Annotated in this window: 19 protein-coding genes; 15 read left to right on the top strand and 4 right to left on the bottom strand. The window is 60.3% G+C overall.

Translation table 11 applies throughout. The features are described 5' to 3' along the window. The 4 genes from ACODSZ_RS22940 to ACODSZ_RS22925 form a co-directional block, all read right to left on the bottom strand. Positions 1-202 (bottom strand): hypothetical protein (locus ACODSZ_RS22940; protein ID WP_488928620.1); only part of this gene is annotated, 202 nt, incomplete at its 3' end. Between the two features lie 105 nt (positions 203-307). Continuing rightward, complete coding sequence (locus tag ACODSZ_RS22935; protein ID WP_488928619.1) at positions 308-628, bottom strand: hypothetical protein; 321 nt, start codon at positions 626-628, stop codon at positions 308-310. Then, a complete protein-coding gene (locus tag ACODSZ_RS22930) occupies positions 625-1,038 on the bottom strand; it encodes a hypothetical protein (RefSeq protein ID WP_488928618.1) in 414 nt (137 codons plus the stop codon). The genes ACODSZ_RS22935 and ACODSZ_RS22930 overlap by 4 nt, the downstream gene beginning before the upstream one ends. A 57-nt stretch (positions 1,039-1,095) precedes the next feature. Further along, positions 1,096-1,437 (bottom strand): helix-turn-helix transcriptional regulator, encoded by a 342-nt coding sequence (locus ACODSZ_RS22925; protein ID WP_488928617.1) that lies wholly within the window; start codon positions 1,435-1,437, stop codon positions 1,096-1,098. A gap of 105 nt (positions 1,438-1,542) precedes the next feature. Here ACODSZ_RS22925 and ACODSZ_RS22920 point away from each other — a divergent pair, with 105 nt between their 5' ends. The 15 genes from ACODSZ_RS22920 (at position 1,543) to ACODSZ_RS22850 (ending at position 10,302) form a co-directional block, all read left to right on the top strand. Next, positions 1,543-1,794 carry a transcriptional regulator gene (locus ACODSZ_RS22920; protein ID WP_488928616.1) on the top strand — a complete coding sequence of 84 codons (252 nt, stop codon included), beginning with the start codon at positions 1,543-1,545 and terminating at the stop codon, positions 1,792-1,794. After that, entirely contained in the window at positions 1,791-1,982 is a 192-nt protein-coding gene (locus ACODSZ_RS22915) for a hypothetical protein (protein ID WP_488928615.1), read from the top strand. The genes ACODSZ_RS22920 and ACODSZ_RS22915 overlap by 4 nt, the downstream gene beginning before the upstream one ends. Then, complete coding sequence (locus ACODSZ_RS22910; RefSeq protein ID WP_488928614.1) at positions 1,979-2,317, top strand: CII family transcriptional regulator; 339 nt, start codon at positions 1,979-1,981, stop codon at positions 2,315-2,317. Before ACODSZ_RS22915 ends, ACODSZ_RS22910 begins: the two co-directional genes overlap by 4 nt. Then, positions 2,314-2,640, top strand: coding sequence for a hypothetical protein (locus ACODSZ_RS22905; protein ID WP_488928613.1), 327 nt, complete (start codon positions 2,314-2,316; stop codon positions 2,638-2,640). Before ACODSZ_RS22910 ends, ACODSZ_RS22905 begins: the two co-directional genes overlap by 4 nt. Beyond that, a complete protein-coding gene (locus ACODSZ_RS22900) occupies positions 2,637-3,149 on the top strand; it encodes a DNA N-6-adenine-methyltransferase (protein WP_488928612.1) in 513 nt (170 codons plus the stop codon). The genes ACODSZ_RS22905 and ACODSZ_RS22900 overlap by 4 nt, the downstream gene beginning before the upstream one ends. Then, positions 3,142-4,221: a DUF1376 domain-containing protein gene (locus ACODSZ_RS22895; protein WP_488928611.1), complete on the top strand. Its 1,080-nt coding sequence runs from the start codon at positions 3,142-3,144 to the stop codon at positions 4,219-4,221. Before ACODSZ_RS22900 ends, ACODSZ_RS22895 begins: the two co-directional genes overlap by 8 nt. Continuing rightward, on the top strand, positions 4,218-4,646 hold the full coding sequence (locus tag ACODSZ_RS22890) for a hypothetical protein (protein ID WP_488928610.1): 429 nt from the start codon (positions 4,218-4,220) through the stop codon (positions 4,644-4,646). Before ACODSZ_RS22895 ends, ACODSZ_RS22890 begins: the two co-directional genes overlap by 4 nt. A 48-nt stretch (positions 4,647-4,694) precedes the next feature. Further along, positions 4,695-5,195 (top strand): hypothetical protein, encoded by a 501-nt coding sequence (locus ACODSZ_RS22885; RefSeq protein WP_488928609.1) that lies wholly within the window; start codon positions 4,695-4,697, stop codon positions 5,193-5,195. Between the two features lie 58 nt (positions 5,196-5,253). Then, positions 5,254-5,712, top strand: coding sequence for a RusA family crossover junction endodeoxyribonuclease (locus tag ACODSZ_RS22880; protein ID WP_488928608.1), 459 nt, complete (start codon positions 5,254-5,256; stop codon positions 5,710-5,712). 177 nt (positions 5,713-5,889) lie between these two features. Then, a complete protein-coding gene (locus tag ACODSZ_RS22875) occupies positions 5,890-6,264 on the top strand; it encodes a hypothetical protein (RefSeq protein ID WP_488928607.1) in 375 nt (124 codons plus the stop codon). Positions 6,265-6,337: 73 nt separating this feature from the next. Continuing rightward, positions 6,338-6,766: a hypothetical protein gene (locus ACODSZ_RS22870; protein WP_488928606.1), complete on the top strand. Its 429-nt coding sequence runs from the start codon at positions 6,338-6,340 to the stop codon at positions 6,764-6,766. Positions 6,767-6,769: 3 nt separating this feature from the next. Next, entirely contained in the window at positions 6,770-7,012 is a 243-nt protein-coding gene (locus ACODSZ_RS22865) for a hypothetical protein (RefSeq protein ID WP_241821771.1), read from the top strand. A gap of 3 nt (positions 7,013-7,015) precedes the next feature. Next, positions 7,016-8,611, top strand: coding sequence for a portal protein (locus ACODSZ_RS22860; RefSeq protein ID WP_488928605.1), 1,596 nt, complete (start codon positions 7,016-7,018; stop codon positions 8,609-8,611). Continuing rightward, on the top strand, positions 8,608-8,850 hold the full coding sequence (locus ACODSZ_RS22855) for a hypothetical protein (protein WP_488927456.1): 243 nt from the start codon (positions 8,608-8,610) through the stop codon (positions 8,848-8,850). The genes ACODSZ_RS22860 and ACODSZ_RS22855 overlap by 4 nt, the downstream gene beginning before the upstream one ends. A 171-nt stretch (positions 8,851-9,021) precedes the next feature. Next, the gene (locus tag ACODSZ_RS22850) at positions 9,022-10,302 is read left to right on the top strand and encodes a hypothetical protein (RefSeq protein ID WP_488928604.1); all 1,281 of its coding nucleotides are present in this window, start codon (positions 9,022-9,024) and stop codon (positions 10,300-10,302) included. Positions 10,303-10,380: the final 78 nt, after the last annotated feature.

The raw sequence follows: 10,380 nt of genomic DNA, 5'->3' as shown, positions 1-10,380 counted from the left end.
TGGTCAGGGGCTCGCGCAGCGCTTCCTGCAGCAGGACCAGCGTGAAGATGGCGGTAGCCGTCATGGCGGCCGTATACAGGCACAGAACTGCGCAGCGTTTCGCCAGCCGAATAGCGCGACGGCGGAGGCGGGAAACAGTCGGGCGGCGCTTGGTGGTATCTACGCCAGCGCGCCAATCGATCAGGTTTTGGTGGGTGTTCATCGCTCGCTCCAGTGGGTCGGTTCGGGGAACCGTTGGAGCGAGTATAGGAAAGCTAGACTATCAAGTCAAGAAAATATGTACTTTGCGTTGCGATTTTCTATACTTTTATTTTTCCAAGCCGCGGCGGATCATCTCTTCCTCGATCGCATCGCGCAGATTATGGTGATATTTTTCAGCTTTAAGGATAAGGATTAGTGCCCAAATTCCAAGGACGGACCATAGCAAAAGAACGCCGTATATCCAGTGGAGGCGATCCAATACCTCATACAAAACGGCTAGCCCGGAAAAGCAACCTCCCACCGTAAATGTAGTGATTGCCCAGCGTTTTGCCTTCGGTGTGGAGTGGAACACAGGAAGCGAAGAGCGCACAGCACGGTCCCGCAGCTCATCATCTTTGCAAAGACGAAGCCAAGAGAAATTCATCATTTCTTGTTTAGCGCCTTGATGTACGGTTCACAGCCACCCAAGTTGCCATCGGCCTGGTATCGCTGGATGATTTGCTTGGCGTCTACCTCAAGGGTGATCTGGCAGTTGTAGTTCACGGGAACAAACGTGCCGCCTGTGGTGGTGCTGGAATATGGTGTGAGCCCGCTGCCGACGCCAGCATAGCCATTCGTGGTGGTGGTTGTCGGCATGTAGGCCATTTGCTGGCTTGACGATCCCCAGCGGTATAGCTTGCGGCCGGCGATGGTCTGCTCGCTGGAGGGAAAACCGATCTTGTTGATCGCTACATCAATGGGCTGGCCCAACAGTCCCTTGAGGCCATCATCAAGCTGTCCCCACGTGGCGCAACCGGCAAGGACACCGGCCGCCGCAAGCATGAAAATTCTTCTCATTGTTCCCTCGGTCGCGGTTTGAATTCGAAAATAATCGCGCTCTGGCGCGGGTCCGGCTTACGCGCTCTTCGGACTTTTCACGGCAGACGCGTGCCACTTGTTGACCATGTATTCGACATATTCGTCGATTTTTTCGCGTTCTGTTAGGGGCATCGATTCGAACAGGTGCTGATCGACCGTGAACGGCCAACGCTTCCCAACTTGCTGCAGGCTGGCGGGCAGCGGTAGCGCGACCCCCGTCAGCTCTGAAATCTTGAGCATCTGCGACCAGCTGGGCTCATGTCGCCCATTCTCCCAAGCCGAGACATTCCCCTTTGTCACACCCATGGCTTCCCCAAGCTGGGTCTGCGTCATTTTCTTAGTTGACCTGGCGGTCAGGATCCATTCTTTGATTTCCATTGGCAAATCGTAAAGACAGCCTAAACGCAATGGGTCTATATTTTCTTGACTTATCAAGTCTAGTGTTTCTATACTTCGCATGAGTCAATCCTTTTCGAGAAAACCATGACCACAACTCATCCCATTGATGAAGCCGCCGCGATCGTCGGCTCCCAGGTCGCGCTGGCCGCTGCCCTTGGTGTCACGAAGGCTGCCGTCAACCAGTGGAAGACGGAGGGCCGCAAGGTGCCGGCCGAACACTGCCCGGCGATTGAGCGCCTGACCGAAGGCAAGGTGCGCTGCGAATCGCTGCGCCCCGATGTCGACTGGGCGCAGGTCCGTAGCGGCATTCCGATTCCTGCCGAGGCCACGCAATGAAACTCCTCCCAAACGTCTATGAGCTTGTTTACGCCGAGCTGCGCGCCCGCAAGGGTCGTTGGCAGGCGATTGCTGATGGATCCGGTGTGCCCATTTCCACGGTGCGCAAGATCGGCCAGCGCCAGACCACGAACCCCACGTGGAACAACCTCTGGGCAATCGCTCAGTATCTGGAGCAGAACAAATGAGCACCGCAGACCCATCATCCCCGGACCTGCAGGCAAACACCCGCACGAATGCCGCACAGATATCGGCGGTCGTTATGCAGCGCCTTTCCGAGGTCACGCGAGTCCGCGCAGCCGAGTGCATCGGTGTGCACGGCAGCACGGTGAGCCGCATGGCCACCGAGCACCTGGACGATATGGCGTTGCTTCTGGCTGCTCTGGACCTGAAGGTGGTGTCGGCCGACTCCATCGTCTGCACCCAGGAAGAACTGCGCTTCTACAAGATGGGCGCCTTCAAGTTCCTGCAGGCCGATCTGGAGAAGGATCGGATGCGGGAGAAGGAAAAGGTTTCTGCATGAGAAACAATCCCAAGATTCGCGAGGAAGTCATTGCCTTCCTGGAAGCGAATCCCAACAGCCGGCTGGGCGATATCCAGAAACACGTCCTCGGCTTGGGCCTGTCCACCGAAAAGGGCGTTCAGCAGGTCATTCACGGCCTGGTAAGGCAGGAGGCCGTGACGGTTGACCGCGCCAAGTACAACGCCTTCCTCTACTCTGTGGCCGAAGACGTGCGCACCGTGCGCTATGTCCATACCTCGCGCTTCGAAGTGCCCGCCGAGCTGGCCGGGCCGATCCTGCCGCCTATGGTTTGGTCGGTGCGGCATTTGTTGGGGGCTGTGTGAACGTCTCTCATGAATCCCGCACAGCCAAATCGGTGGAGTGGTACACCCCCGCATGGGTGTTTCAGCGCCTCGATATTGAATTCGACCTCGATCCGTCATCGCCGCACGACATGACGCTCGACTGGATTCCAGCGACGAATCGCTACACGGTATTCGATGACGGCTTGAGCAAGCCCTGGTATGGGCGCGTCTGGCTCAACCCACCCTATAGCAAGTGGACTCAACAATGGATGCGCCGCATGGCCGCGCACGCAAATGGCATTGCATTGGTGTTTTCACGCACCGATGCCGCCTGGTTTCAAGAGGCGATCGCGTCTGCTGACGCGGTCCTATTCGTCGCCGGCCGCATCGAGTTCGTGCCCGGACACGAAAACAAACACAAGAAATCCCGATCAGGAGCCGCCTCGGTTTTTCTCGCCTGGGGCGATGAGTGCGTCACAGCATTACGCCGGTTGAGTGATCGCGGCTTCCTTGTGTACCCGAAATTAGCGGTGGATGCTGATGACTGACCTTCCTCAACCCCTCACACCCCCTGACTGCGACCTGAAGGATTTCGCCTTCATGCCGCTGGACGTGAACCGCCTGCGCGACAGCGATCTGGCCTCGATTTCCAACGGAAATGAATTCCGCAGCGCAGTTTTGTTGTGGTGCGCGTCGTGGCATCAGGTTCCGAGTGCTTCACTGCCCGACGATGATGTCGTGCTGGCAAAACTGGCTGGCTATGGCTTCGTCGTACGCGAATGGAAGAAGGTCAAGAAGGGTGCTTTGCATGGCTGGGTCAAGTGCTCGGACGGTCGCCTGTATCACCCAGTAGTCGCTGAAAAGGCCCGTGAGGCCTGGGATTCCAAGCACCAGCACGCTTACGACAAGCTGGCCGATCGCATCCGTAAGAAGAACAAGGAGCGCCATCAAAAGAACTTGTCTCCGCTGGAAATCCCCACTTTCGAGGAATGGAAAGCCGCAGGAATGCCGCTGGAAAATGAATTGTTTCCACCGGAAGTAAAAAAACCTTCCGCCGGAATTCCGCCGGAAAACGCTCTTAAGGGACAGGGACAGGGACAGGGACAGGGAAATGATTTTAAAACCTTAAAGTCGTCTCATGCCTCAACCGTAGTAGGCGCCCCGACCCTCGATGACGACGATGACCCGGGGAAAGGGCAAGACCACAGCAGCGGACAAGCTCCGCCTGGACGCTCGGTGCAGGTCTCGATCCTGCTGCGCAACCTGGGCGTAAGACCCATGACGGCCATGAACCCGCAGGCGCTGGAGTGGGCCGAAAACCCGAAATGCACGGACGAACTGCTCAGCAGCGCTGTCGACCAGGCCAGGCTTTACAAGCCCGCACCGGAGCCGATCCACCCGAACTACCTGCGTCCGATCGTGGCCGAGTTGCTCAATCCGCCTCCACCGAAGGAGGACAGCAGTTGGCGCAAAACGAACGAGGGTATCGATGCCAAAGGCCGCGAGCTGGGCCTGCAGCCCAAGCCGCGCGAGACGTACCACGAATTCGCCCAGCGCATCCAGGACTTCATCACCGAACGTCGGCGCAAGCCCGTCGCATCCGAAGGAGCACCAGCATGAGCAACGAAAACCGCAGCCAGTGCGCTGCCTACGGCTGCCCCTGCGCAGCAACCGCATCCACCGGCGGCGCGAACTGGTACTGCACCTACCACTTCGGCACCGAGGCCACCTCATGGGCGCGCATCACCCTGGAACTCAAGCGCCTGGAGTGGCTGCTGACCGTCTGCCGTGGCATCCGCGTCTGGTACGGCACCGAGCGCTGGGAGCGCGTCTACCGCTTGATCCAGAAGGACATCGTGCTCAACCAGCGCAGTGACCTCCTGTTCAACCGCGATACCGACGGCAACGTCACGAACTGGCTGCGCCGCCTCGAAACCTTCATCGATCACTCCGTTCGCGGTTCCGTGCAGCCCAGTCTGCCCGTTACGCCGCAGCAACAAGGCAGTGATCCGATGACGCGGGTGCAGTTCGCTGTCCCCGCATAACCTCGCGCGCGCACGCGCGTTTGCAGCACCAACCAAGGAGAAATCGTAATGCCCATCATCAAACCCACCGTCGGACGCGTCATTTTGTTCTTCCCCAGTTCCAATTTCACGGGCGTGGCGCCGAGCGATGGCGCGCCGCTGCCTGCTTTGATTTCGCGTGTCTGGAGCGATCGCATGATCAACATCGGCGGCTTCGATGCTGACGGCAAGCCCTTCAGCGCCACCAGCGTTCCGCTGATTCAGGATGAAGACCGTGGATACCAGCCGCTGCCGCCGTTCTATGCCGAGTGGATGCCGTACCAGAAGGGCCAGGCGGCCAAGACAGAAGCGCTGGAGAAGCAAATCGCTGTTCCTGGTGTTGCTCAGGCAGAAGGCCGCATTAGCCATGCGCCGAGCCATGAGCATGCCCACGCTCTCGCGATGCTCGTACTGGGGCAATTGCATACGTCAGGCGACTTGCGTTTGGCCGTTGGCGAGGATGAGGAGGGCTACGCAAAGCGTGCAGCAAAGGCCTATCTGGCTGCTTTCAGCCAGGTTTTGACATCCTGATGAACCACCGCGCCCGGCTCCGGCCGGGCACTTTGCCAACTTGCACCGGATTGCAAACATGAAGCCCATCACCCTGACTCTGCCGTATCCCTTGAGCGCCAATCGCTACTGGCGCCCCGTGAAGCTCGGCACGCACATCAGCATCGTGCCCACCAAGGAAGCAAAGCAATACCGCACCGAGATTGGCTGGCTGGTGAAGAAGGCCGGCATCACCACCCCCATGCCGGGCCGCGTGCAGATCGATGTCCGGCTGTATCCCAATCGTCCGCAGGACTGGCAGAAGCGCCAGCGCCTGCATGGCGCCATCTGGGATGACACGGTCATGTGCATCGACCTGGACAACGCCAACAAGGTGCTGCTCGACGCGCTCAAGGGCGTGGCCATCGAGGACGACAAGTGGGTGCGCAAGATCGTGGCCGAGCGTATGGAGCCGGATGAGAAGGGCGCGCGCGTGGTGCTGACCATCACGCCGCTGGCCGTGGCGCAGCCGCAGCAGAGCCTGCTGGAGGTGGCGTGATGGATGGCGTCGACATCCTTATCATTCTGGTCGCATTCGGAATTGCGTTCGCCTTTGCCGGAGGCATGGTGCTGGATTACTTCGAAGACTGGGAGGACGAGTGAAGAATAAGACCCGATTCCTGCGCCGCCGGCAGCGGCCGCCGACCCCACCGCAGCAGCCGAATGAAGGGAGGCCATGACCGCAATCACCCCGCCGCCGAACATCACGCAGCTGGACCTGGATCTGCCAGGCGCCAGCTGTGACGCCCTCCCTACGCCCAAGCGCATCCCCAGGCCAAGGCCACCGCTGCCAGCCTATCCCGCCCCCGAGGTCCGCATCGATTGGTTCAGCGTCTTCGCTGACCTGAAGCGCGCCGCCTGGAGCATGTACCGCATCGAAAGCCAGCTGCACATCCCCAAGACCACGCTGCTGGGCTGGAAGGATGGTGCCGAGCCCAAGCACTTCGACGGTGAGCGCCTCATCCAGCTCTGGACCGATGTCACGGGCCAGAAGCGCGAGCAGCTGCCGGTGGAGCGGCGCATGCCCTCTGCATTCCAGTCCCGCCGATAGTCGGGATTCCGACCCCCGGGCCGCCGGATACTCCGGACGTTATCACCACCGATCAACGTTCAAGGAGCCCGGTATGGCCAAGACCAACGTCACCAAAGTCCAAGTTCCCGGCGAGGCCACTGCGCCCGCGCCCGACCAGCCGACCGGCCTGCCGCAGGGCCAGGTCGATGGTGGGAATGACGCCGGTGCCGGCGGCACCGACCCTCTGACCCTGGAAGCCGGCGGCGGCGAAGGCGCCACCGTGGTGGACCTCGATGCGCTGCAGGCCCAGCTGGATGCCAAGGATGCCGAGCTGGCCGAGCTGAAGGCAGCGCTGGCCAAGTCCGATGCCCAGGCTGATGCAGCCAAGAAGCCCGGCTCGTTGCGTCCTGGCCCCGGCGGCCGCAGCGATTTCACCCACGTGAGCGCCAGCCAGATCGACGTTGCGACCCTGAAGCGTCCGATCCAGACCGCCGAAGGCTGGCTGGTGCCCGAGAAGATCACCCAGAACGACAAGGGCTGAGCCATGTGCGGCGGAGGGGGCGGTAGCCCGGCACCAACGGTCGATCCAGCAGCAGAGCGCCAGGCAGCGACCGATGCGGCGCGCCAGGCCAGCAACGCCAAGCTGGCGGCCAACTACAAAGCCCGGCAGGCGCAGACCGTTCTGGCCAGCGGTGCCGGCAATACCACCAGCGGCGCAGCCAGTACCGGCAGCGGCGCGGCCATGTCCGTGCTTGCCTCGGGCCAGGGCAAACTGGGAGCGTTCTAAGCTATGGATCGTGCATCAGCCATCATCCGGCGCCGGGAGTCGATGCGGTCGGCGCGCTCCATCTATGAGCAGAACTGGAAGGATGGTTACGACTATTCGTTCCCGGAGCGCGGTGACGGCTTCTACGGGGAGCAGAGTGACGGCGCCGCCTTGGCCGCCAAGCGCGCCCGCCTGTTCGATTCCACGGCCACCGACTCGGGCCAGATCCTCGCCGCCTCGATCATGACCGGTGGCACGCCCAGCAATTCCCGCTGGGTCGGCCTTTCCACCGGCAACGACACCGACGAGGAAAAGCGCTGGCTGGACGCTGCTGCGCAGCTGATCTGGCACAACATCCACGCATCCAACTACGATTCCGAGGGCATCGACGCATGCCTGGACCTGGTCGCGGCCGGCTGGTTTGTGATGTTCTGCGACTCGCCGGAAGAGGGCGGCTATCACTTCCAGCTGCTGCCCATGGCCACCAGCTACATCGCCGCATCCAAGCCAGGCGGCGCGCCCGACATCCTGGTGCATGAGTACTGCCTGACCGCTGAGCAGGCGGTCAACAAGTTCGGTGAGTCCAACGTCAGCGAGAAGATCCGCAAGTGCATGGAGGACAACGGCAACCCGGACGAGAAATTCAAGTTCGTGTGGTCGATCTACCCGCGCAGCAGTGCCGACCAGGCCGGCATCACGGCCAAGAATCTGCCCTTCGCCTCTATCCATGTGGAGATGGACAGCAAGGCCGTGGTGAAGGAATCCGGCTTTCATGAGTGCCCGTTCTGGGCGCCGCGCTATTCCAAGCTGCCGGGCACGGTCTATCCGGTCGGCCCGATGTACCGCGCCATGCCCGACGTGAAGCAGCTGAACCGCCTGGTGTACCTGGAGGACATGAACGCCGATATCGCAATCTCGGGCATGTGGATTGCCGAGGATGACGGCGTGCTCAACCCGCGCACCGTGAAGATCGGCCCGCGCAAGATCATCGTGGCCAACTCGGTGGACAGCATGAAGCCGCTGGCCTCTGGCGCGAACTTCAATCTGTCGTTCACCAAGAAGGAAGCGCTGCAGGCCTCGATTCGCAAGATCCTGATGGCCGATCAGCTGCCGCCCATCGATAGCCCGGTGCGCTCGGCCACCGAGTTCCAGCTGCGCGTGCAGCAAATCCGCCAGGTGCTGGGCCCGATCTTCGGCCGCCTGCAGCCGGAGTGGTACGGCCCGATGGTGGCCCGCTGCTTCGGCCTGGCCTTGCGTGCCGGTGTTCTGGGGCGCCCGCCGCAGTCGCTGGCCCAGCGCACCATCACCGTGGTGTTCAACTCGCCCATGGCCAAGAGCCAGAAGCTGGAGGAGGTCACCGCCATCGAATCGTCCCTGGCATCGATCAACGCCATTGCCGCCGTGGATCCGACTGTGCTGGACACCGTGGATATGGACGAGGCCGCCCGCCAGATCATGGAAGGCCGGGGTGCGCCAGCCTCGATATCTCGCCCGCCCGAGGCCGTGACCCAGCTGCGCGAGCAGCGCGCCCAGGCGCAACAGCAGGCCCAGCAGCAGCAACAGCAGCATGAGCTGGCCCAGAAGACCGTACCCATTGCCATGCAGCAGGCCACCCGATGAGCAACCGCGAACCCCATGAGCCGACCCCGGCGGATTTCAAGCTGATTTTCGAGGACCACAAGGTGGGCGCCGCCATCCTGGAGAAGCTGACGCAAGTCTTCGCACGGCCGGCGGTTGTGCAGGGTGGCATCGATGCCGTGCTGCAGACCTATCACCGCGACGGCTCGCGCCGCGTGCTTGAGTACATCGTCGCCCAGATCAACCGCGCCAACGGCGTACATGAAAACGAGGAGGGCTGAATGCCTATCAATGCAACTCTTGGGCCTGATGGCTGGGCGGTGCAGCCCATACAGCCGACCGTCAAAAACGGAGGGCCGTTTGCACCATACATGGGTAACGTTACTGATCGTGGAAGGTTGCCAACAGCATTTTCATCGACTGTATTCGCTACTATGTCCCGGAGCAGCCACGTGGCAAAGGACAACATTGTGGCTCCGCAGCCGATCTTCCCGAACTGGTATCTCAACGGTGGTAATGCGAATACAGAAGTAAATCCTGGCGGACCGGCGACCATTACTGCTTCAATTGAATATCCTGCTGGCACATTCAAACAGCTTAAGTTCGGCGGCGCCGTGGCTGGGACTGCTCCAGATGGCGGGAACCTCATCCCTGACGCAGATCCTTCCATCGTCATTCCGCGTGATGCAGAGTTTTGGGTGCGAGCGTTTTACCAGAATTCTGCCGGGACAATTACATCGGCGAACCTTTCATGCCTGCCAGGTGGGCGGGACGGATACCAGGCGGCTGGCGCAACGGACCAGACTATGAGTGGGACCGTCAGCAGTGCGACCAATGCAATGTATTACCCAGCTGGAATCCTTGCGATGACTACGCAGGAGAGCGCTGTCATATTGGGCGACTCCATCGCCAACGGCAGCAGCGATACCATCGACAATATGCGCGGCTGCGGAATCTTCTCTCGCGCCGTCATGGCTAAGATGGCGTGCTCTAACTTGTCGGTGGGCAGTGATCGTGCGATGTATTTTGTGGGTAGCAACGCCAAACGCCTCGCAATGATTGCACTGTTGAAACCGACGCGAATCTACGACAACTACGGCTACAACGACATCTTTTTCGGTCAGACGGCATCTCAGTTGATCGCCAACATAGCTACTATCGCAGCCCTGTTCAGCGGAAAAAAGTATTACCACTCTGAAATCACGCCGACACAGGCCACTAGCAGCGACTTCTGGGCGACTGTTGCAGGTCAGTCATTTAATGCTACCGCAGCGGGGCATGTGAAAGCTGTGAATAGCGCGCTGCGCAAAAACCAGATTGCAGGCGTCACTGCCTCAATCTCGACGGCGGCATATCGCTCGGCAGAAGACGCAAATACGTGGCTCACCGATGGCGGTGGGCGCACTGTTACCGATGTGGTTTGCACCGTTGGCTCCAACGTTATGAATTCGGCATCAGCTGCGTTCACTATTGATGATGACTTCAAGAAGGTGCGCGTCCTCGGCGTGGCCGTCAGCGGCGGTAATGCAACCCTCATCATGCGGTACAACAACTCTTCCACGTCAATTCTCCTCACCACCGATGGGACAACAGCATGGAATGCGTTGACTGCGGTATCTGGTGGAACCGCGTACTTGCAGGCCGCCAGAATGACGCAAGACGGTACACACCCTTCCGACGAGGCTCATCGACGCTTTACAGCATCCGGCGCAATGGCGCACACGCTTCCTTAACTTTCATTTAACAGGAGAAAGAAATGCAACTCACCCGGAGAAACTGGTATGTCTTCATGCAAGAAGCAGGTGATGGTG

This window comes from Herbaspirillum sp. FG34 (assembly GCF_057809315.1).
Note: the sequence above shows the minus strand (reverse complement) of the source record. Positions and strands in the feature narration are given on the sequence as shown.

What these genes read in the sequence shown, in the direction of transcription:
- ACODSZ_RS22935 (WP_488928619.1), bottom strand. Translation starts at nt 628, where the DNA reads ATGATGAATTTCTCTTGGCTTCGTCTTTGCAAAGATGATGAGCTGCGG.
- ACODSZ_RS22930 (WP_488928618.1), bottom strand. Translation starts at nt 1,038, where the DNA reads ATGAGAAGAATTTTCATGCTTGCGGCGGCCGGTGTCCTTGCCGGTTGC.
- ACODSZ_RS22925 (WP_488928617.1), bottom strand. Translation starts at nt 1,437, where the DNA reads ATGGAAATCAAAGAATGGATCCTGACCGCCAGGTCAACTAAGAAAATG.
- ACODSZ_RS22920 (WP_488928616.1), top strand. Translation starts at nt 1,543, where the DNA reads ATGACCACAACTCATCCCATTGATGAAGCCGCCGCGATCGTCGGCTCC.
- ACODSZ_RS22915 (WP_488928615.1), top strand. Translation starts at nt 1,791, where the DNA reads ATGAAACTCCTCCCAAACGTCTATGAGCTTGTTTACGCCGAGCTGCGC.
- ACODSZ_RS22910 (WP_488928614.1), top strand. Translation starts at nt 1,979, where the DNA reads ATGAGCACCGCAGACCCATCATCCCCGGACCTGCAGGCAAACACCCGC.
- ACODSZ_RS22905 (WP_488928613.1), top strand. Translation starts at nt 2,314, where the DNA reads ATGAGAAACAATCCCAAGATTCGCGAGGAAGTCATTGCCTTCCTGGAA.
- ACODSZ_RS22895 (WP_488928611.1), top strand. Translation starts at nt 3,142, where the DNA reads ATGACTGACCTTCCTCAACCCCTCACACCCCCTGACTGCGACCTGAAG.
- ACODSZ_RS22890 (WP_488928610.1), top strand. Translation starts at nt 4,218, where the DNA reads ATGAGCAACGAAAACCGCAGCCAGTGCGCTGCCTACGGCTGCCCCTGC.
- ACODSZ_RS22885 (WP_488928609.1), top strand. Translation starts at nt 4,695, where the DNA reads ATGCCCATCATCAAACCCACCGTCGGACGCGTCATTTTGTTCTTCCCC.
- ACODSZ_RS22880 (WP_488928608.1), top strand. Translation starts at nt 5,254, where the DNA reads ATGAAGCCCATCACCCTGACTCTGCCGTATCCCTTGAGCGCCAATCGC.
- ACODSZ_RS22875 (WP_488928607.1), top strand. Translation starts at nt 5,890, where the DNA reads ATGACCGCAATCACCCCGCCGCCGAACATCACGCAGCTGGACCTGGAT.
- ACODSZ_RS22870 (WP_488928606.1), top strand. Translation starts at nt 6,338, where the DNA reads ATGGCCAAGACCAACGTCACCAAAGTCCAAGTTCCCGGCGAGGCCACT.
- ACODSZ_RS22865 (WP_241821771.1), top strand. Translation starts at nt 6,770, where the DNA reads ATGTGCGGCGGAGGGGGCGGTAGCCCGGCACCAACGGTCGATCCAGCA.
- ACODSZ_RS22860 (WP_488928605.1), top strand. Translation starts at nt 7,016, where the DNA reads ATGGATCGTGCATCAGCCATCATCCGGCGCCGGGAGTCGATGCGGTCG.
- ACODSZ_RS22855 (WP_488927456.1), top strand. Translation starts at nt 8,608, where the DNA reads ATGAGCAACCGCGAACCCCATGAGCCGACCCCGGCGGATTTCAAGCTG.